Genomic DNA, 20,341 nt, shown 5'->3' on the forward strand with positions numbered 1-20,341 from the left:
CGGTCATGTCAGCAGAGAGCTCAGCGGAGAGCTCCGCGGAGAGTCCCTCCGCGGAGAGTCCCGAAGTCACCGCAAAAGCCATCACCATCCGGCGGGCCCGTACCGGCGATGTCCCGGCCGTACGCGGTCTCCTTGACGCGTTCGTCCGTGGCCGCATCCTGCTCGACAAAGCGACGGTGACTCTTTACGAGGACATCCAGGAGTTCTGGGTCGCCGAACGGGACGACAACGCGGAGGTCGTCGGCTGTGGCGCCCTGCATGTGATGTGGGAAGACCTCGCGGAAGTCCGTACTCTCGTCGTGAAGCCCGGCCTGAAGGGCGCCGGCGTGGGGCATCAGTTGCTGGAGAAGTTGCTGCACACCGCGCGCTGGCTCGGCGTTCGACGCGTTTTCTGTCTGACCTTCGAAGTGGACTTCTTCAGCAAGCACGGCTTCGTGGAGATCGGCGAGACACCCGTCGACACCGATGTCTACGCGGAGCTCCTGCGTTCCTATGACGAAGGTGTGGCGGAGTTCCTCGGTCTCGAACGAGTGAAACCGAACACCTTGGGCAACAGTCGGATGCTTCTGCATCTGTGATCGCCTGGACGGCCCAGGAGCGACAAGGCGCGATCCGGGAGAGGCGCGATCCGGAAGGGATATTCCGTCCGGCCGAGCCCTGCCCAGGTTCCCTATGTCCGAAACGCGCACGTTTCCGGACTGTGGGAGGTCGGCCAGTCTCTCCCAGGGGTTTGTGTTTTTCCAGCAAAAGCGGTTTGCTTTCCGACGTACTGCAGTACTGCATATAACAGGGGACGGTGAAACGGCGGACGCCGTAGACCCCCGGCCCTCAAGTTATGGATGAAAGGAAAACCGGTGGCACAGAAGGTTCAGGTCCTTCTTGTCGATGACATCGACGGTGGCGAGGCGGACGAGACTGTCACGTTCGCGTTGGACGGCAAGACGTACGAGATCGATCTCACGACCGCCAATGCGGACAAGCTGCGTGGCCTTCTTGAGGCTTACGTGAAGGGCGGCCGTCGTACCGGAGGCCGCGCTTCGGGTGGGCGTGGAAAGGCACGTGCGGCCACCGGCGGCAGCCAGGACACCGCGCAGATCCGCGCCTGGGCGAAGGAGAACGGTTACGAGGTCAATGACCGCGGCCGTGTTCCGCAGTCCATTCGCGAGGCTTACGAGAAGGCCAACGGCTGATCGAGGGATCCGACGCCGCGTGGATCCTGCCCGGCGGGGCCTGGCTCAGTGCCGGGCCCGGGGGACTGCCGACGGCAGGGCGCACGCACGTCGCAACCGCAGGCGGTGGCATTGTGTCGCCACGGTCTCCAGAACGCGTACGAGATCGGGGGCGCCCCCGCCGCCCCCGCCGCCCCCGCCGCCCCCCAAGGCCGACAGCGCCGGCAGCGAGGCATCGGCCTCGCCCCCAGGCTCGGGGGGCCGCACCCAGACGGCGGCCTCCTGGGCGGCCTCGAAGCGGCCCACGGGCAGCACTCGCGCCCCGGCAAGGCCCGTCGAGCCCAAAGTCCCCGTCGGACCCGAGTCTCTCGTCCCCGTCGGACCCGACCCTTTCGCCCCCGTCGAAGCCGACCCGGTCGCCTTCACCTCTCGTGGCGTCACAGGCCCCGTTTCAGGCGGCAGCGGCGCGTCCATCGTCCCTCCCTCGCCGATCATCGTGAGGTCGAGCGGCAGCGAGCCCCACTCCAGCCAGTCCAGCACCCCCTGCAGTTCCTCCGCGCTGCCCGCCGCCACCAGGAACCGCATCCGGCCGCCCTGCAGGGCCACCGGAGAGCCCGCGGCCAGGTGGCGCAGGGCCGCCCGGCCCGCTTCAGCCGGCACGTCCAGGACGTCGAAGCGCAGGCCCACGCGGAGCCGTACCGGGAATGCGGGGGTTCTTGGACTCCCGGCGGGCCCTGGAGGAGCGGGCACTGTCGGCCAGCCCAGGTCGTTCTCGTACCACCGGCGGATCTCCTCCCCTCGGCGGATCTCCTCGCTCGGATGGAGAGGCCGACGGGGAAGCGGGACCATGGGAAGGTCCGTGGTGACCGGAGGGAGGGCGCCAACCATGACAAGCGCAACCGTCAAAAAGCCGCGCGAGTTACGCTGGGTGCTCTGTCGAATACACAGAGCGCCGCAATCCGGAGCGTGCGGGGGCGTGGGGGAGCGCAAGGTTGTTCGCCCGTAGCTGAGGGAACGAGGGCGTGCGGCATGGACTGTCAGTGCGAGCGGGTAAGACATCCCTAGTGGGAGGGGGCGACACGCAGTACAGGGCGTCTCACGTTCGCCATCGGCGTAGTGATGGTGAGGGTAACTGTCTGGCCTGCGGGAACATCGTCTCGCACCATCAGGTTGAGGAGTTGTCGGCGTTCGGGGTCAGGAGGCAGTGTTGGTTCTCGGTCCGGTGTCGGCAGTTGGAATGAGCGGTCCCCGCTTGCGGGACTAAGCTGCGGAAGGACAGGGAGGGGAAGTTCCCCCCACTGCCTGACCGCTCTGAGGAGCGATTAACGATGTTCGAGAGGTTCACCGACCGCGCGCGGCGGGTTGTCGTCCTGGCTCAGGAAGAAGCCCGGATGCTCAACCACAACTACATCGGCACCGAGCACATCCTCCTGGGCCTGATCCACGAGGGTGAGGGTGTCGCCGCCAAGGCCCTTGAGAGCCTCGGGATTTCGCTCGAGGCGGTCCGCCAGCAGGTGGAGGAGATCATCGGCCAGGGCCAGCAGGCCCCGTCCGGGCACATCCCCTTCACCCCCCGTGCCAAGAAGGTCCTGGAGCTGTCGCTCCGCGAGGCTCTTCAGCTGGGCCACAACTACATCGGCACGGAGCACATCCTGCTCGGCCTGATCCGTGAGGGCGAGGGCGTCGCCGCCCAGGTCCTGGTCAAGCTGGGCGCAGATCTCAACCGGGTGCGGCAGCAGGTCATCCAGCTGCTCTCCGGCTACCAGGGCAAGGAGACCGCCGGCGCCAGTGGTGGCCCTGCCGAGGGCACGCCCTCGACGTCCCTGGTCCTCGACCAGTTCGGCCGGAACCTCACCCAGGCCGCTCGTGAGTCCAAGCTCGACCCGGTCATCGGGCGCGAGAAGGAGATCGAGCGGGTCATGCAGGTGCTGTCCCGCCGTACGAAGAACAACCCGGTCCTGATCGGTGAGCCCGGCGTCGGCAAGACCGCCGTCGTCGAGGGCCTCGCCCAGGCCATCGTCAAGGGCGAGGTGCCCGAGACCCTCAAGGACAAGCACCTCTACACCCTGGACCTCGGCGCACTGGTCGCCGGCTCCCGCTACCGCGGTGACTTCGAGGAGCGCCTGAAGAAGGTCCTCAAGGAGATCCGCACCCGCGGCGACATCATCCTGTTCATCGACGAGCTGCACACGCTGGTCGGTGCGGGTGCCGCCGAGGGCGCCATCGACGCGGCTTCGATCCTGAAGCCGATGCTGGCCCGCGGTGAGCTGCAGACCATCGGTGCGACCACGCTGGACGAGTACCGCAAGCACCTGGAGAAGGACGCAGCCCTCGAGCGGCGCTTCCAGCCCATCCAGGTCGCGGAGCCGTCCCTGCCGCACACGATCGAGATCCTCAAGGGCCTGCGTGACCGGTACGAGGCGCACCACCGTGTCTCGATCACCGACGAGGCGCTGGTCCAGGCCGCGACCCTGGCCGACCGTTACATCTCGGACCGCTTCCTGCCGGACAAGGCGATCGACCTGATCGACGAGGCCGGTTCCCGGATGCGGATCCGCCGGATGACCGCGCCGCCGGACCTGCGTGAGTTCGACGAGAAGATCGCCGGCGTCCGCCGCGACAAGGAGTCCGCGATCGACTCGCAGGACTTCGAGAAGGCCGCCTCCCTCCGCGACAAGGAGAAGCAGCTCCTGGCCGCCAAGGCCAAGCGGGAGAAGGAGTGGAAGGCCGGCGACATGGACGTCGTGGCCGAGGTCGACGGCGAGCTGATCGCCGAGGTCCTCGCGACCGCCACCGGCATCCCGGTCTTCAAGCTGACCGAGGAGGAGTCCTCGCGTCTGCTGCGCATGGAGGACGAGCTCCACAAGCGGGTCATCGGCCAGGTCGACGCCGTCAAGGCGCTGTCGAAGGCGATCCGTCGTACGCGTGCGGGCCTCAAGGACCCGAAGCGCCCCGGTGGTTCGTTCATCTTCGCCGGTCCGTCCGGTGTCGGTAAGACCGAACTCTCCAAGGCACTCGCCGAGTTCCTCTTCGGTGACGAGGACGCGCTGATCTCCCTCGACATGTCGGAGTTCAGCGAGAAGCACACGGTGTCGCGTCTCTTCGGTTCGCCCCCCGGATACGTGGGCTACGAAGAGGGCGGGCAGCTGACCGAGAAGGTCCGCCGCAAGCCGTTCTCCGTCGTCCTCTTCGACGAGGTCGAGAAGGCCCACCCGGACATCTTCAACTCGCTGCTGCAGATCCTGGAGGACGGTCGTCTGACCGACTCCCAGGGCCGGGTCGTGGACTTCAAGAACACGGTCATCATCATGACGACCAACCTCGGCACCCGGGACATCTCCAAGGGCTTCAACCTGGGCTTCGCGGCCTCGGGCGACAAGAAGTCCAACTACGAGCGCATGAAGAACAAGGTCTCGGACGAGCTCAAGCAGCACTTCCGCCCCGAGTTCCTCAACCGCGTCGACGACGTGGTCGTCTTCCCGCAGCTGACGCAGGAGGACATCCTGACGATCGTCGACCTGATGGTCGGCAAGGTGGACGAGCGCCTCAAGGACCGGGACATGGGCATCGAGCTCTCCCAGTCCGCCAAGGAACTGCTGTCCAAGAAGGGTTACGACCCGGTGCTGGGTGCGCGTCCGCTGCGTCGCACCATCCAGCGCGAGATCGAGGACACGCTCTCGGAGAAGATCCTCTTCGGCGAGCTGCGTCCCGGTCACATCGTGGTCGTGGACACCGAGGGCGAAGGTGAGACCGCGACCTTCACCTTCCGCGGCGAGGAGAAGTCGGCCCTGCCCGACGTCCCGCCGATCGAGCAGGCGGCCGGCGGAGCCGGACCGAATCTGAGCAAGGAGGCGTAAGCCTCGGCGCTGTAGAGCCAAGGAAAGGGGCCGGTGCTTTCGAGCATCGGCCCCTTTCGCATGTTCGGTGGGCGGTTACGACAACTGACCGTCGTGGTCCGGCAGTTTGTACGTCTGCTCGGCGTGGCCGCGCGAGAGCTCGGTGGTGTTGTCACCGATGTTCGCGATGATCCAGCAGCTCTCGCGTCCGGACCTTCTGCAGTTGTCGGGCGCATGCCCGTGGGGGAGGGTGGCGCGAGGGGAACCGTAGGGTTACTAGGCGGTAAGTAGCCAGAGATGTGCGTCACATGGCCTCACTCATCGAAGATCGAGGAGTGAGGTGGCCGGTGACAAGCAGCACAGGCGATTTATCCGGTACTAGTCGAAATAGTGGAAAGCGCATAGCGGACAAAAGGGATTTAAGGCGCTGAATCGGTTGGCCGGTCGTGCCGCCTTGAGGGAATGAGGCCTGATGGCTTATCTGTCAATAAGCGTGCAGATTTAGGCGTAAATACTAGCTTCTATCGTAGAACAGCTGTTTGGGGGTATGTGGGGTCGGCGGTTACCAAGGGATGGCCCCATCCGGCGGGTGTTCGTGCGCCGGGTGGTTCTTCTGTCCCCGTCCCCATGAGGTTCCGCATGTCCCCGCGTTTCTCGTCCCGGTCTTCACGTACGTCCGCCCTCCGCACCCGTACGTCCGCCCTCCGCACCCGTGCGTCCGTGCTGGCCGCCGGCCTCGGGGTGTCCGTCGCGCTGGGGGCGGGGGTGGCCGCCGCCGCCACCCCGGCGGTGGCGACGCCCGCGACCGTCGTCCATACCCAGACCGTCGCTGCCAAGAAGAAGGCCGTCTCCTGGGTCGACCCGGTGAAGAAGTACAAGCTGACCGCGGGCTTCGCCCAGGCCGGTGCGATGTGGCAGGCCACCCACAGCGGCCAGGACTTCGCCGTGCCCAGCGGCACCAACGTCATGGCCGCGCACGGCGGTACCGTCGTCAAGGCGGGCGGCAACGGCGCCGGTGACGGCCCCGCGTACGGCAACGCCATCGTCATCAGGCACGGCAGCGGCACGTACTCGCAGTACGCGCACCTCTCGCGCGTCGACGTGAGGGTCGGTCAGATCGTCAGGACCGGCCAGCACATCGCCCTGTCCGGCAACACCGGCAACACGACCGGCCCGCACCTGCACTTCGAGATCCGTACGACCCCCGACTACGGGTCGGCCGTCAACCCGGTCACCTTCCTGCGCTCCCAGGGCGTGACGGTCTAAGCGCCTCGGGTTTTCTCGTGGGCCTGGGTCACCAGATCCGTGGCAACCTCCAGGACCGCCTTGCGCTTCTCCTCAGTAGTGGCGTCCAGATCCTGGAGGAAGAACATCCCGGCGTGCAGGGTGAAGATCGCGCTGACACAGCGGACCTGGTCGGCGAGGGCCGTGTCCGGGTCGACGATGATCTCGCGCAGGCCCTGCATGCGCTCCTTGAAGGTCTCGCCGATCTGCAGTTCCCGTACCGCCGCCTGGTTCTCCTGCATGAAGCGGAACAGTGGTGTCGCACCGGCCAGGATCTCGCTGTACCGGCGTACGATCTCCTGCTTCGTCTCCAGGGTGTGCGGCTGCTGCCTGCCCCACTCGATCAGGTCGAGGATCGGCCGTGTCCGGTCCTCGAAGATGCTGACCAGGATCTCTTCCTTGGTCTTGAAGTGGTAGTACAGGGCCGCCTTGGTGACGTCGAGGATCTCCGCGATCTCGCGCAGGGAGGTCTTCTCGTATCCGTGGTCGGCGAAGAGGTCGAGCGCCACGTCCTGGATGCGCTGGCGGGTGTTTCCGCGGCGCTGCTGCTTGGTGCCGTCCATGGTGTCGCCCATCGTCGCACTCCCGAAAAAACTTACTTGACGCCCGGCTAGTTAGAGGTCTACCTTCCCAGTGTAGTCAACTAGCCGGGCGGCAAGTAAGTAGCGGGTCGGGGCAGGACCCAGGGGAGTGGGAACCATGGCGGACACACAGACGGTCGAGACGGAACCGGAGAAACAACCGAAGAGCGTTCGGGTCGTACTGCTCGCGCTCATGATCACCATGATGCTCGCGATGCTCGACAACATGATCGTGGGCACCGCGATGCCGACGATCGTCGGTGAGCTCGGGGGACTCGAACATCTTTCGTGGGTGGTGACCGGGTACACGCTCGCGACCGCCGCCTCCACCCCGCTGTGGGGCAAGATCGGCGACATGTACGGGCGCAAGGGCGTCTTCATGAGCTCGATCGTGCTCTTCCTGATCGGGTCGGCACTGAGCGGCATGGCCCAGGACATGGGGCAGCTGATCGGCTTCCGGGCGATTCAGGGCCTCGGCGCCGGTGGCCTGATGGTCGGTGTCATGGCGATCATCGGTGACCTGATCCCGCCGCGGGAGCGCGGCAAGTACCAGGGCATGATGGCCGGCGTCATGGCGCTCGCGATGATAGGCGGACCGCTGGTCGGCGGCACCATCACCGACCACTGGGGCTGGCGCTGGGCGTTCTACATCAACCTGCCGCTCGGCGTCGTGGCGCTGGCCGCGATCAGCGTCGTACTGCATCTGCCGAAGAGGCGTGCGCAGGCGCGGATCGACTATCTGGGCGCCGGTCTGCTGACCGTGGGTATCACCTCCATCGTGCTCGTCACCACCTGGGGCGGTTCGGAGTACGCCTGGACGTCCGCGCGGATCATGGAGCTGATCGGCATCGGCGTCGCCGCTCTCATCGGGTTCGTGTTCTGGCAGACCAAGGCCGCCGAGCCGGTCCTACCGCTGCACATCTTCCGCAGCCGCAACTTCACCCTGATGTCGCTCATCGGCTTCGTCACCGGCTTCGTGATGTTCGGCGCGACCCTCTTCCTGCCGCTGTACCAGCAGTCCGTGCAGGGCGCCTCCGCGACCAACTCCGGGCTGCTGCTCCTGCCGATGCTCGGCGCCATGCTCGTCACCTCGATGGTCGCGGGCCGGGTGACCACCAACACCGGCAAGTACAAGATCTTCCCGGTCGTCGGCAGCGTGCTGATGGCCGTGGGGCTGTACCTGCTGTCGACGATGGACACCGACACCAGCCGGCTCATGTCCGGGGTGTTCATGGCCGTGGTCGGTCTCGGCATGGGTTGCCTGATGCAGATCACCATGCTGGTCGCGCAGAACAGCGTGGAGATGAAGGACATGGGCGTGGCGTCCTCCTCCACCACCCTGTTCCGTACGCTCGGCTCCTCGTTCGGCGTCGCGATCATGGGCGCGCTGTTCAACAACCGGGTCCAGGACGTCATGAGCGAGCGGGCCGGGGCGATCGGGTCCAAGGTGACCGAGCAGTCCGCGCAACTGGACGCGCCGAGCCTGGCGAAGCTGCCGGCGGTGGCCCGGGAGGCGTACCAGCACGCGGTGTCCTCCGGCACGCACTCGGCGTTCCTGCTGGGGGCCGTGATCGCGGTGGCCGCGCTGGTGGCGGCGGTGTTCGTCAAGGAGGTGCCGCTGAAGGGCGCCGGCCCGCAGAAGGCGGACGACGATTCGACCGACGGCGCCGCGGCGCAGCCGCCCATGGCCGAGGCCGTCTGACCCTCGCGTGAGCTGAAGGCCCCCGGATGGTGTCCACGCCGGGGGTCTTCGCACGCCCGGATCCGGGGGCGCCGTCAGTGGTGACGGCCGTACGGCAACGAGGCGGCAGCTGAGGAGCCGCCCCAGAAGCTACGGCAGCAGCGGATAGCTGCCCGTGCTCGTCGGCGCGTGCTCCGGCAGCCACAGCACGGCCACCGCGCCCTCCGCCGGTACGTCCTCCGGCGTGCCCGTCGGCCGTACGTTGCGGAAGGTCAGCCGGGCGCCCAGCACCCGGGCCTGGCCGGCCGCGATCGTCAGGCCCAGGCCGTGGCCGTGGCCGGAGCGGTCGGTGCTGCCCGTGCGGAAGCGGCTCGGTCCGTCGGCCAGCAGGTGCCGGGGGAAGCCGGGGCCGTGGTCGCGGACCCGGATCACCCGGCCCTCGACGGTGACCTCGATCGGCGGCTTTCCGTGCCGGGCCGCGTTGGCGAGCAGGTTGAACAGCACCCGCTCCAGGCGGCGCGGGTCGGTCGTGACCTCCGACTCGTGCACCACCCGTACCTCGATCTCCGGGTCCTTCGCGATCACCCGCCGGCTGACGAACTCGCCCAGCAGGAGGTCCTGCAACTCGGCCCGCTCGGAGGCGCCGTCGAGGCGGGCGACCTCCAGGACGTCCTCGACGAGGGTGCGCATGGCCTTGGCCCGGTCGAGGACCAGCTCCGTCGGACGGCCCGGCGGCAGCAACTCGGCGGCGGTCAGCAGTCCGGTCACCGGGGTGCGCAGCTCGTGCGCGATGTCGGCGGTGACCCGGCGCTCCGCCTCCAGCCGCTGCTGCAGCGCGTCCGCCATGGCGTCCACCGCCCGCGCGAGGTCGTCGGTCTCGTCCCGTACGACACCCCCGATGGCGTCCCGCACCCGCACGTCCGGCTCGCCCCTGGCGACCTGGTTCGCCGCGGCCGCCGCCTTGCGCAGCCGGCGCGACAGCTGCCCGCCGATGAGCACCCCGAGCGCGCTACCGCCGAAGACGACCGCGATGGAGCCGATCACCAGGGCCTGGTCGAGGTCGTGGAGAATGTCGGTGCTGCGGTCGGTGAACCCGGTGTGCAGCGACAGCACATGCCCGCCCTTGACCGGTACGGCCGCCCAGATGCCCGGCACCTGGCCCGGCCGGTCGGACACATAGGTCGCCCGGCGGCCGCCCTCGACCTTCGTCCGCAGTGCCCCGGGCAGCTCCGGGTCGTCGATCTTGATGTTGGGGAAGTTCGGCCGGTCGGACAGCTCGTAGTTGCGCTGCGCGATCAGGACGCGTTCGTCGGCGAGATCGCGCGCGTTGTCCAGCATCGAGACCCGGGCCGCGTTGTGCACGACGAGGCTGAGCGCGATCGTGACCAGCGCCCCGACCAGCGCGATGGCGGCGCTCAGCTTCCATCGCAGGCCGGTACGGAGACCCAGTCGGTCCCTGACGGCTTTTCCCGGGCGCCGAAGCTTTCCCCGCATACCCTGATACCCCTGCTCAGGCCTTCAACTTGTAGCCGAAGCCGCGAACCGTGTCGATCCGGTCCTGGCCGATCTTCGTCCGCAGCCGCTGCACATGGACGTCCACGACCCGGGTGTCACCGCCCCAGCCGTAGTCCCACACCCGCTCCAGCAGCTTGTCACGCGAGAGCACCGTGCCCGGCGCGGAGGAGAACTCCAGCAGCAACCGCATCTCGGTCGGCGTCAGCGCCACCGGCTGTCCGGCCCGGCGCACCTCCATGCCCTCGGTGTCGACCTCCAGGTCACCGAAGGTCAGCAGCCCGCCGCCGTTCCCCGGGCCCGCGGAGTCGTCCGTACGGTCCATGCCGCCGGCGTGGCCGAAGCGGCGCAGCACCGCGCGGATCCGGGCGACCAGGACCGCGCCGTCGAACGGCTTGGTCACGTAGTCGTCGGCGCCCGCCTCCAGACCCAGCACGACGTCGATCGAGTCGGCGCGCGCGGACAGCATGATCACCGGGACGGTCGACTCGTCCCGGATACGACGGCACAGCGAGACCCCGTCGAGGCCCGGGACCATGACGTCCAGCAGGGCGATGTCGGGGCGGTCCGCGCGGAACGCCGCCAGGCCCGACAGCCCGTCGGGCATGGCGGTGACCGCGAAGCCGTCCCGCTCCAGGGCGAGCTGGGTGGCCTCGCGGATGACGTCGTCGTCCTCGACGAACAGAACGTGGGTCTGGTCTGCCATCCGCTGCTCTCTGCTCTCGGTGCTCTCGGTGCTCTCGCTGGTCTCGCTGGTCTCAGCGCTCTCAGTGGTCTCTGTCCCCGTGGCGTGCCCTACCCGGTGATCGGATCGACCGGCCCGATCGGTTCACGCGTCCTGACTCCGGTCGGTTCCCTGTGCCGCTCCCTGTGCCGCTCAGAGTGCCGCTCCCAGTGCCGCGGACCGGACGGACGCACCGCCCGATCAGCTGTCCGGTACCGGTGTCGGCCCGTTCCCGGCCGTCTTTCCGTAGTCGTTGTGCATGCTGTACGCCTGGATGAAGCGAGTCCCGCTCCAGCGGTACGTGATCACGTTCTCGCCGGAGGGCGCCGACACCGGGTCACTCTTCCCGTACACCTGCTTGGTCACCACCAGGTCGCCGCGGTCGATCTCCGCATAGACCGGCGGCTCCTCGGCCTTGAAGACATTCTGGTACGAACCATCCTGCTCGCGATACACATACGAGCCGATCCCGACCGCGTCCCCGCAGGTCAGTACATTGACGACGACGTCGTCCGCCGACTGGCCGGTCAGGTCACCGTACGACACGTCGATCGGGTACTCGTCGGCCACGCAGGGCTTCAGCTCGCGCTTGACCTCCGCGGAGACCGCGGGATCGGCCCGGACGAGCCGGACCGCGTCCACCTGCTGGGCCGTCCGGGACGCGGAAGGCGAAGGGGAGACGGCGGCGCTCGCCACCGAGTCGGCGTGCGCCGGACCCTCGTCGCGGGCGCCGGTGCCGCCGGTTCCGCACGCGGAGACGAAAAGGGCGAGGGCGGCGAGCACGGCCACTGCCGTGATCGCCGCCTGGAGGGTCCCCCGGGCAGGCGTGGGCCCGGGCGGGAGGGGACCGCTGTCAGGGTCCCCGTCCGTGTGCCCGGTGCCGCTGGCCCTCGTGCCTAGGCCGCGCAACGCTCCCGCTCCTCACGCTCCAGCGCGCGTGCGCCGAGCTCGGCGTCAGCCCTGCTCTCCAGCTCCTCGCGGAGCCGGGCGAGCGCCCGGTGCAGCGTGCTCTTGACCGTTCCGGCCGACATACCGAGGGCAGCGGCCGTCTCCTCCGTGGACATCTGCTCCCAGTGTCGCAGGACAACGACGCTGCGCTGCTTCGGAGCGAGAACCTTCAGGACGTCCATCAGCAGGGCGCGGTCCGCGTGCTGCTCGGTGGAGTCGTCGACCGAGGCGTCCGGCAACTGCTCGGTCGGCACCTCCTCCAGCTTCCGCGCCCGCCACCACTCGGTCCGGGTGTTGATCATCACCCGGCGCAGGTAGGCGTCCGCGAGCCGCTTGTCGGCGATCCCGTCCCAGCGGCCGTACGTCCGCACCAGCGCCGTCTGGAGCAGGTCCTGCGCGTCGACCGGGTCCGGCACCAGCCGACGTGCGCTGCGCAGCAGCGCGTCCTGCCGGGTGCGGACGTACTCCTCGAACTCGAGCACCTCGCCAAGCGCCATGTCGACCGCCTCCTGATCCCCGTTGCCGCCGGCCTCTTCACCGGTGGTTCGTCCTTTGCCGTCCCGGGTCCGCCGGGCACGTCAATGAAGCTACGGAGGTGTTGTCACGGGGCTGTCCGAAGCAGCGCGCGGCTAGCACTCGGCTGTCCGTCGGTTGTGTAACGGAAGCAGAAAAGGGGTAAAGAGGCATACCGGTTGGTGGCGGTATGGGGTGATATGTCGTCAGCTCCGTGTCAACGGCAGCCGATACAAATCACTCGGGAGGGGCTCCACCAGTCCGTCCGCGACGAGACCGTCCAGGGCCCGGGCGCGCTGTACGGGCTCGTGCCACACCCGGTCGAGCGCCGCCTGCGGGACGGGCCCGCGGGCCTCGCGCAGCACGGCGAGCAGCTTGCCGCGGACCTGGCGGTCCGTACCGGCGTACGTCTGCCCGCGGCGCGGCGGACCGTCGTGCTCCGGCTTGCCCGCGAGCCGCCAGGCGCACTGCGCGGCGATCGGGCAGCGATGGCAGGTCTCCTTCTTGGCCGTGCAGACCAGGGCGCCCAGTTCCATGGAGGCGGCGGCCCAGCGCGCGGCCGTCCGTTCGTCCGGCGGCAACAGCGCGCGGGCCAGTTTGCGTTCGGCGGCGGTGGTGGCGTTCGGGGGGTACTGCACGCCGGTGACGGCACGCGCGAACACCCGGCGGACGTTGGTGTCCAGCACCGCGTGCCGCTGCCCGTACGCGAAGGAGGCGACCGCCGCGGCCGTGTACTCGCCGATACCGGGCAGTGCCAGCAGCTGGGCGTGGTCCGTCGGTACGTCGCCGCCGTGCCGTTCCGTTATGGCGACGGCGGCGCCGTGCAGCCGCAGGGCGCGCCGCGGATAGCCGAGCCGGCCCCAGGCGCGGACGGCCTCGCCGGGCGCCTCCTTGGCCAGGTCGGCGGGGCGCGGCCAGCGGGCCAGCCACTGCTCGTAGACGGGCAGCACACGGCTCACCGGCGTCTGCTGCAACATGAACTCACTGACCATCACCCCCCAGGCACCGGCGTCGGGACGCCGCCACGGCAGGTCACGGGCGTGCTCGTCGAACCAGTCGATGACGGGGGTGTGGAGCGGCTCGCCGAGGGAGTCACCGGCGAGGGCCTCATCGACGGGGGTGTTCACGGGGTGCGGGGACTTCGTGGGCACAGTCATGGCCTTCCGATCCTGCCACGGGGAGGGGGGCGGACGTGTGGTGCGGGGGCCGCGTTGGTGTGGCGCGGCGCAGGGGCCGGTGGGCGTCGGACCGGCGTGGTGTCGGACCGGCGTGGCGTAGGACCGGCGTGGCGGTCGGTCGGCCGTCGGTTCCCCGGTCGTGGCCAGAGGTGCAAGGGCCGCTGTCGCGAACGTGCGGGCGGTGTCACGAAGTGTCCGCCACCAGGTTGCCGCGCACAGGGTGACGAAGGGCGGGATGCCTGTCTCGCTACGTTACGGAACGTAGCAGAAGGGGGCGACGTCGTCACAGCTTGCGATCGTCAGGGCCGCACCTGACAAAAGACAAGGACAGGGCGGCCGGTTCCGGAATGATGATCCGTAAAAGTTGCGAGCCGGACGGCGGGTGGGGCCGGCGAAGGCGCCGATCTCTCGTACAGTTTGCGCCGTGGGATCTCTGCGCAATCCGGTCGGGCCGCTTCCCTCCACCATCTACTGGCGTCGGAGGGTCGTACTGGCGTCCGTGGTCGCCCTCTTGGCGCTGCTGATCGCCTGGATCGTGGCCTCGGACGGCGGAGGTGGCAAGAACGGTGCCGACGGGCCCAACGACAAGAATCCCTCCCCCACGACGATCACACCGGGTCCGTCCGGATCCGGGCCCGCGATCAGCCAAGCGCCGGGCGGGCGGGACGAGTCGAGCGGCAGCGACTCGGGCGGATCGGGGTCCGGCGGCGGAACGGGCGACGGCTCCGGGGGCGGTTCGGGTTCGAGTGCCGGTTCCGGTTCTGGCGGCTCCAGTGGGTCGGAGGGCTCGGGCGGCGGGGCTGCGGGCGGAGCGGGCGTCGGTGTCAGCACCGGCGACACACTCCCGGCCGGTTCCACGCTTCCCGACTGCACAGCGGGGGCGGTGAAGTTGACCGTGCGCAGCCTCCACAACGCGTACGGGCCGAATGACACCCCCGCACTGCTGGTGACCGCGACGAACTCCTCCGGCGACGAGTGCAAGGTCGATCTCGGGCCGAAGAAAGCGGTGCTGACCATCACTCAGGCGGGCAGTGAGGACGACTACTGGTCCTCCGCGGACTGCCCCAAGGTCTCCGGCAGCCTGGTCTTCCGGGTCGCGGCCGGCAGCAGCATCACGTACCCCGTCAAGTGGGACCGCAAGCCGAGTGCTCCGCAGTGCGCGACGCCTTCCGCCAAGGCGGCCGGGGCGGGAACGTACCTGGTGGAGGCGAAGACGCCGGGGTTCGGGACGGTGCAGACGTCGTTCGTGCTGGAGAACGACTGAGGGGTGCGTTGACGTCAAGGCGCCGGCCGCCGGGCCACCGGCTGGTGCTGGTGGCGGTACTGGCGCAGGCGCTGACGCCGAGGGGTGGGTCGCGCTCGTCCCCTCGCGTCGGCCGCCCGCGGCTCGTCAGACGTACCGCTCCAGGATCGACGACTCGGCCAACCGTGACAGCCCCTCGCGCACGCTTCGCGCCCGCGCCTCGCCGACCCCGTCCACCGTCTGCAGGTCGTCCACGCTCGCGGCGAGCAGCTTCTGCAGGCCCCCGAAGTGTTCCACCAAGCGGTCGATGATCGCGCCCGGCAGCCTCGGTACCTTCGCCAGCAGGCGGAAGCCGCGCGGGGACACCGCGGAGTCGAGGGCCTCCGGGGACCCCGTGTAGCCCAACGCACGGGCGACCGTGGGCAGTTCGAGAAGTTCGGCGTGGCTGAGCGCGTTGAGTTCGTACAGCGCCTCCTCGACCGTGCGGGAGCGCTTCGCGGTGGGCTCGGGGACGTAGTCCCGGACGACCAGTTCACGCTCGGGCTCCACGCCGGCGATCAACTCGTCCAGCTGGAGCGTCAGCAGCCGCCCGTCCGTGCCGAGCTCGACCACGTACTCCGCGATCTCCGTGGCGATACGGCGGACCATCTCCAGGCGCTGGGCCACGGCCGAGACGTCCCGGACGGTCACCAGGTCCTCGATCTCCAGAGCGGAGAGCGTGCCCGCGACCTCGTCGAGGCGGAGCTTGTAGCGCTCGAGGGTCGCGAGGGCCTGGTTGGCGCGGGACAGGATCGCGGCCGAGTCCTCCAGGACGCGGCGCTGGCCGTCGACGTACAGGGCGATCAGCCGCATCGACTGGGAGACCGAGACGACCGGGAAGCCGACCTGCTTGCTCACCCGGTCCGCGGTGCGGTGCCGGGTGCCCGTCTCCTCGGTGGGGATCGCCGGGTCGGGGAGCAGTTGGACGCCCGCCCGGAGGATTTTCGACAGGTCGGAGGAGAGCACGATGCCGCCGTCGAGCTTGCACAGCTCCCGCAGCCGCGTCGCCGTGAACTCGACATCCAGGATGAAACCGCCCGTACACATCGATTCGACGGTCTTGTCGGAGCCGAGCAGGATGAGGCCGCCGGTGTTGCCGCGCAGGACCCGCTCAAGGCCGTCGCGCAGGGCCATACCGGGCGCCACGGCGCTCAGTGCGGCGCGCATGAGACCGTCGGCGCCGGAACTCCCGCCGGACTTTCCGGGAGCTGCTGCCCGGTCGTTGGCTGCCACTGCACTCCTCCGGTCGCGGGTTCTGGGGCGCTCACGTTCGCACAAGCGGTTCGTACGGACGGGCGAGACCAGGGCAAAGTCTACCGGCGGTCTTCGTCGTCCCGTGGGGCCTCTCGCCTACGAGAGCGCGGAAGGACCCTCAGAGCATCTCCTATGTCGGCGACTTCCAGGACCTTCATGCCCGCCGGGACCTTGCCCGGATCGCCCGGTACGAGGGCGTGCGTGAAGCCCAGGCGGTGTGCTTCGGCGAGCCGGCGCTGCACCCCTGTAACCCTTCTGACCTCGCCCGCGAGGCCCACCTCGCCGATCGCGACGAGGTTCTTCGGGAGCGGGGTGTCACTGGCCGCCGAGGCCAGCGCGAGGGCGATGGCGAGGTCGGCGGCGGGTTCCGACAACTTCACACCGCCCACCGTCGCGGAGTAGATGTCCCTTTTGCCCAGAGCGCTGATTTTTCCGCGCTGTTCCAGGACGGCGAGCATCATCGACACCCGGGAGGTCTCCAGACCGGAGGTCGTACGCCTCGGGGAGGGGATCTGCGAGTCCACCGTGAGCGCCTGCACCTCTGCGACCAGCGGGCGGCGGCCCTCCAGAGTGACGGTCAGGCAGGTGCCGGGCACCGGTTCGGCACGCCGGGTCAGGAACAGCCCGCTGGGGTCGGCGAGACCCACGATGCCCTCGTCGTGCAGTTCGAAGCAGCCGACCTCGTCGGTGGCGCCGTAGCGGTTCTTGACGCCTCGTACGAGCCTCAGGCGCGCGTGCCGGTCGCCCTCGAAGCTCAGCACGACGTCCACGAGGTGCTCCAGGAGGCGCGGGCCCGCGATCGCGCCGTCCTTGGTGACATGGCCCACCAGGATGGTGGACATACCGCGCTCCTTGGAGGCGCGGATCAGAGCCCCCGCCACCTCCCGCACCTGGGCCATGCCGCCGGGTGCGCCGTCGATCTCCGGGGAGGCCACCGTCTGCACCGAGTCGACGATCAGCAGGGACGGCTTCACCGCGTCCAAGTGGCCGAGCACCGCGGCCAGATCGGTTTCGGCGGCGAGATACAGGTGGTCCGCGATCGCCCCGATGCGGTCCGCGCGCATCCGGACCTGGCTCGCCGACTCCTCGCCGGTGACATAGAGGGTGCGGTGCTCGTCGGTCGCCGACTTGGCCGCCACGTCCAGCAGGAGGGTGGACTTGCCGACGCCGGGCTCGCCCGCGAGGAGGGCGACCGCGCCGGGCACCAGGCCCCCGCCGAGCACCCGGTCCAACTCGGGCACGCCGGTGGGGCGGGCGGTCGCCTGCCGGCCGTCGACCTGCCCGATGGGCAGAGCGGAGGTGGTGACGCGGCCCGGTGCCGTCGTCCGCACGGCGGGCGTGCCGTACTCCTCGACCGTCCCCCAGGCCTGGCACTCGGGGCAGCGGCCGAGCCACTTCGCCGTCTGCCAGCCGCACTCGGTGCAGCGGTAGGACGGACGCTCCTTGGCGGACTTCGTACGCACAGCCATGCACGAACCGTAACCGCCACCACTGACAACGCCGACAGCGACCGCCGCGGGCGCCCCGAACGACCGGGCGCCCCTCTCACTGCCACCCATGCGAACCGGCCACCCACGACTCGAACAAGCCGCGGAACGAGTCGTTCCTGTCCCCTATTGAGGGATCGTTTCACCCGTATGGATTAAAAGTGCTGAAGGGACAAGAAGGGGCGAACGTGCGCCCCCTACGGTCCACGGGTGATGAGCAGCAGTCCGGAGACCTCGACCCGCATCACCGGCGCACACCGGGCGCACCGGGAGGCGCGCGACCGCGCGGCGGCGCGCACGCTGGCGCAGCGCCCGCCCGTGGGCTACGAGCCGTACCTGGACGGCCTGTTCACCTACTGCCTGTCCGTGCTGTGCGACCACGACGGGACCACCGCCGCCCTCGGCGACGTCCTCGTGCTCGCCGAGAAGCGCCGCGGCCCGGAGGCTCCCGGGGACCGCAGGGCCTGGCTGTACGCCCTGGCCCGCTGGGCCTGTCTGCGCAAACTGGCCGAGGCCAGGCAGAAACGCCAGGCCACGCATGCCGCGGGCCGCACCGGCACCGACCGGCGTCGGAGCGCGCAACCCGCCACCCCGCCGGTCTCCGATGAGACCCGGGAGGAGCGCCGCCGCGAACTGGCCCTGCTCGCCTGGCCGGAGGCCGCCGGCACCACCCCGGAGCAGCGCGAGGCGCTCGAACTCGCCGTACGCCACCACCTCGCCGTCCACGAGGTCGCCGCCGTCCTCGGCCTGGACCTCGCCGCCGCGCGGGAGCTGCTCGCCTCCGCCGCCTGCGAGGTCGAGCGCACCCGCGCGGCCCTCGCCGTCGTGGAGACCGGCAGCTGCCCGAGCGTCGCCCGGCTCGCCGGTGACCACCAGCTGGTGCTCAGTACGGCCCTGCGCCGTGAACTCGTCCGGCACGTCGACGACTGCCCGCACTGCCGCCGTACCGCCGAACGCGCGGTCCCCGGCCATTGGCCCGGCGCTGCCGTCACCCCCGCGGAACTGCCGGTCCTCCCGGCGCCCCGCGCGGCCCTGCACGTGGCGATGGCGCACTCCCCGCGCGCGCGGGGCACCGCGCCCCGCTTCGACCGGCGCGGCTTCCCGATGGACCCCAAGGACCGCAGCGCGCGAAGGGACCGCCTCCGCGCGAGGGCCGTGACCACGACCGTCATCGCCACCGTCGTCGCCGCCCCGGTGGTGGCCCTGTGGGCCGCCTACCGGTCCACCCCGACCGGCGAGGACCCGGGCGGTGGCGTCGCCAGCACCAGCGAGGCGCACGGCCCCGGCGCGCTCGACGGCGAGGAGGCCGCCAGCGGTTACGAGAACGCCGGCAACGCCAGGACCAGACCCGGCGGCCGCTTCACCCGCGGCGACGAGCCCGACGTCTCCGTGGAGGTCATCAGCGCAACCGGCGCCGCCAGGAAAGGCACCGGACATCTGGAGGTCGTGGCCGGCAACAGGGGCGACACCACGCTGATCACGCTCACCGCGACCGGCTCGGCGCCCGTGCGCTGGTCCGCGACCACCGGAGCCGACTGGCTCTACCTCAACCAGGCCTCGGGAACCCTCGCACCCGGCGAGACATTGACGATCAAGGTGTACGTCGACCATCTGCGCGAGCCGTCCGGGTTCTGGAGCGCGCGCGTGGCGATCTCACCGGCGGGCGCCATCGTCTCCATCGCCGGCTATGGCACCGCCCCGAGCCACTCCGCCCCCAGCCACTCCGCCCCCGAACCGACAGACCCCGAACCGACAGACCTCGGTCACGGACCCGGCCACCACGGATCCGTCCCCGGCACCCCCAGCCGCCCGTCCCCGTCCCCGTCCGGCCGGGGCCCGGACCCGGCGACCCCGCCCTCCTCGGGCCCCGTGCCGACCGACCCGCCCTCGTCCTCCAGCCCGGCACCGGCGCCCTCCGACCCGGCGCCCACGGCCCCGGCGCCCTCCGACCCGGGGAGCTCGGCGCCGACACCCGTGGAGGGCAGCGACCCGAGCCCGTCCACGTCGTAGGCACAGGCCTCGTCAGCGCGGCGTCAGAGGCTGGTCGGAGCGTCGTCAGACCACAGGATCCGCCGGATGCGATGCCAGCAGGGGCAGCTGCGAGGCAAGGCGCTCCTCGCACAGCTCGACCAGGCGGTCGTAGCCCGCCTTGCCCATCAGCTCCACCAGCTCCGGCCGGTAGGACACGTACACCGGATCGCCCGCGCCGTGCGCCGAGGTCGCCGACGTGCACCACCAGTGCAGGTCGTGGCCGCCCGGACCCCAGCCCCGACGGTCGTACTCACCGATCGACACCTGGAGCACGCGGGTGTCGTCGGGCCGGTCGATCCAGTCGTACGTCCGCCGCACCGGCAGCTGCCAGCAGACGTCCGGCTTGGTCTCCAGCGGCTCCCGGCCCTCCTTCAGGGCGAGGATGTGCAGCGAGCAGCCCGCGCCGCCCGCGAAACCGGGCCGGTTCTGGAAGACGCACGAGCCCTGGAAGGGACGCGTCTGCCGATCCCCGTCCTCGTCCTCCGAGACCCAGCCGTTGGCCCGGCCCTCGTCGTGGTGCTGCCAGATGTCCGGAGTGAGCCGGGCCACATGGCCGGCGACCCGCTTCTCGTCGTCCTCGTCGGAGAAGTGGGCACCCAAGCTGCAGCACCCGTCGTCCGCGCGGCCCTCCTGGATGCCCTGGCAGCCGCTGCCGAAGATGCAGTTCCAGCGAGAGGTCAGCCATGTCAGATCGCAGCGGAAGACCTGCTCGTCGTCCGCCGGATCAGGGAACTCCACCCATGCGCGCGCGAAGTCGAGGCCCTTCTCGTCGGTTTCCAGGGCCTTCCTCGACTTCTTCGGTGCTTTCGCCTGCGAAGAACCCTGGAGCGATGTGACCGTCTTGTCGTTCTTCGCCTTTTT

General features: G+C 69.7%; 17 protein-coding genes and 1 pseudogene. 7 read left to right on the forward strand and 11 right to left on the reverse strand.

The features are described 5' to 3' along the window. The first annotated feature begins 5 nt into the window (after positions 1-5). Together M2271_RS21635 and M2271_RS21640 are read left to right on the forward strand one after the other, a co-directional pair. Positions 6-578: an amino-acid N-acetyltransferase gene (locus M2271_RS21635; protein ID WP_280888936.1), complete on the forward strand. Its 573-nt coding sequence runs from the start codon at positions 6-8 to the stop codon at positions 576-578. Positions 579-854: 276 nt separating this feature from the next. Beyond that, positions 855-1,190, forward strand: coding sequence for an Lsr2 family protein (locus M2271_RS21640; RefSeq protein WP_280888963.1), 336 nt, complete (start codon positions 855-857; stop codon positions 1,188-1,190). A gap of 45 nt (positions 1,191-1,235) precedes the next feature. On the opposite strand, the gene M2271_RS21645 is transcribed toward M2271_RS21640, so the two are convergent. Further along, positions 1,236-2,018, reverse strand: coding sequence for an SCO3374 family protein (locus M2271_RS21645; protein WP_280888937.1), 783 nt, complete (start codon positions 2,016-2,018; stop codon positions 1,236-1,238). Between the two features lie 479 nt (positions 2,019-2,497). On the opposite strand from M2271_RS21645, the gene M2271_RS21650 reads away from it, so the two are divergent. Next, on the forward strand, positions 2,498-5,026 hold the full coding sequence (locus M2271_RS21650) for an ATP-dependent Clp protease ATP-binding subunit (protein ID WP_280888938.1): 2,529 nt from the start codon (positions 2,498-2,500) through the stop codon (positions 5,024-5,026). Positions 5,027-5,101: 75 nt separating this feature from the next. Here M2271_RS21650 and M2271_RS21655 read toward each other — a convergent pair. Continuing rightward, positions 5,102-5,197: pseudogene (locus M2271_RS21655) on the reverse strand (hydrolase); the annotation flags it as partial. Between the two features lie 447 nt (positions 5,198-5,644). On the opposite strand from M2271_RS21655, the gene M2271_RS21660 reads away from it, so the two are divergent. Then, positions 5,645-6,271 (forward strand): M23 family metallopeptidase, encoded by a 627-nt coding sequence (locus tag M2271_RS21660; RefSeq protein ID WP_280888939.1) that lies wholly within the window; start codon positions 5,645-5,647, stop codon positions 6,269-6,271. Here M2271_RS21660 and M2271_RS21665 read toward each other — a convergent pair. Then, the gene (locus tag M2271_RS21665; RefSeq protein ID WP_280888940.1) at positions 6,268-6,864 is read right to left on the reverse strand and encodes a TetR/AcrR family transcriptional regulator; all 597 of its coding nucleotides are present in this window, start codon (positions 6,862-6,864) and stop codon (positions 6,268-6,270) included. The genes M2271_RS21660 and M2271_RS21665 overlap by 4 nt on opposite strands. A gap of 124 nt (positions 6,865-6,988) precedes the next feature. On the opposite strand from M2271_RS21665, the gene M2271_RS21670 reads away from it, so the two are divergent. Then, positions 6,989-8,572 carry an MDR family MFS transporter gene (locus tag M2271_RS21670; RefSeq protein ID WP_280888941.1) on the forward strand — a complete coding sequence of 528 codons (1,584 nt, stop codon included), beginning with the start codon at positions 6,989-6,991 and terminating at the stop codon, positions 8,570-8,572. Between the two features lie 129 nt (positions 8,573-8,701). On the opposite strand, the gene cseC is transcribed toward M2271_RS21670, so the two are convergent. From cseC to M2271_RS21695, 5 genes are all read right to left on the reverse strand, one after another. Next, positions 8,702-10,045, reverse strand: a complete 1,344-nt coding sequence (cseC, locus tag M2271_RS21675; protein WP_280888942.1) for a two-component system sensor histidine kinase CseC — start codon at positions 10,043-10,045, stop codon at positions 8,702-8,704. A 16-nt stretch (positions 10,046-10,061) separates the two neighbouring features. Further along, positions 10,062-10,769, reverse strand: coding sequence for a two-component system response regulator CseB (gene cseB, locus M2271_RS21680; protein WP_280888943.1), 708 nt, complete (start codon positions 10,767-10,769; stop codon positions 10,062-10,064). Positions 10,770-10,988: 219 nt separating this feature from the next. After that, positions 10,989-11,585: a hypothetical protein gene (locus tag M2271_RS21685; protein WP_280888964.1), complete on the reverse strand. Its 597-nt coding sequence runs from the start codon at positions 11,583-11,585 to the stop codon at positions 10,989-10,991. A gap of 98 nt (positions 11,586-11,683) precedes the next feature. Further along, positions 11,684-12,232 (reverse strand): SigE family RNA polymerase sigma factor, encoded by a 549-nt coding sequence (locus tag M2271_RS21690; protein WP_280888944.1) that lies wholly within the window; start codon positions 12,230-12,232, stop codon positions 11,684-11,686. 222 nt (positions 12,233-12,454) lie between these two features. Beyond that, positions 12,455-13,405: an A/G-specific adenine glycosylase gene (locus tag M2271_RS21695; RefSeq protein WP_280888945.1), complete on the reverse strand. Its 951-nt coding sequence runs from the start codon at positions 13,403-13,405 to the stop codon at positions 12,455-12,457. Between the two features lie 445 nt (positions 13,406-13,850). Between M2271_RS21695 and M2271_RS21700 the strand changes: the two genes are divergently transcribed. Continuing rightward, on the forward strand, positions 13,851-14,690 hold the full coding sequence (locus M2271_RS21700; RefSeq protein ID WP_280888946.1) for a hypothetical protein: 840 nt from the start codon (positions 13,851-13,853) through the stop codon (positions 14,688-14,690). A gap of 126 nt (positions 14,691-14,816) precedes the next feature. Here the strand turns inward: M2271_RS21700 and disA are convergent, their stop codons facing one another. Next, positions 14,817-15,941, reverse strand: a complete 1,125-nt coding sequence (gene disA / locus M2271_RS21705; protein ID WP_280888947.1) for a DNA integrity scanning diadenylate cyclase DisA — start codon at positions 15,939-15,941, stop codon at positions 14,817-14,819. Positions 15,942-16,021: 80 nt separating this feature from the next. Further along, positions 16,022-17,431: a DNA repair protein RadA gene (radA, locus tag M2271_RS21710; protein WP_280888948.1), complete on the reverse strand. Its 1,410-nt coding sequence runs from the start codon at positions 17,429-17,431 to the stop codon at positions 16,022-16,024. 228 nt (positions 17,432-17,659) lie between these two features. Here radA and M2271_RS21715 point away from each other — a divergent pair, with 228 nt between their 5' ends. Then, a complete protein-coding gene (locus tag M2271_RS21715; protein ID WP_280888949.1) occupies positions 17,660-19,459 on the forward strand; it encodes a hypothetical protein in 1,800 nt (599 codons plus the stop codon). Between the two features lie 45 nt (positions 19,460-19,504). Here M2271_RS21715 and M2271_RS21720 read toward each other — a convergent pair whose 3' ends face one another. Beyond that, positions 19,505-20,260: a hypothetical protein gene (locus M2271_RS21720; protein WP_280888965.1), complete on the reverse strand. Its 756-nt coding sequence runs from the start codon at positions 20,258-20,260 to the stop codon at positions 19,505-19,507. Positions 20,261-20,341 lie beyond the last annotated feature (81 nt).

Origin of the sequence: Streptomyces sp. LBL (assembly GCF_029893585.1) — a bacterium.
GTDB lineage: Bacteria > Actinomycetota > Actinomycetes > Streptomycetales > Streptomycetaceae > Streptomyces.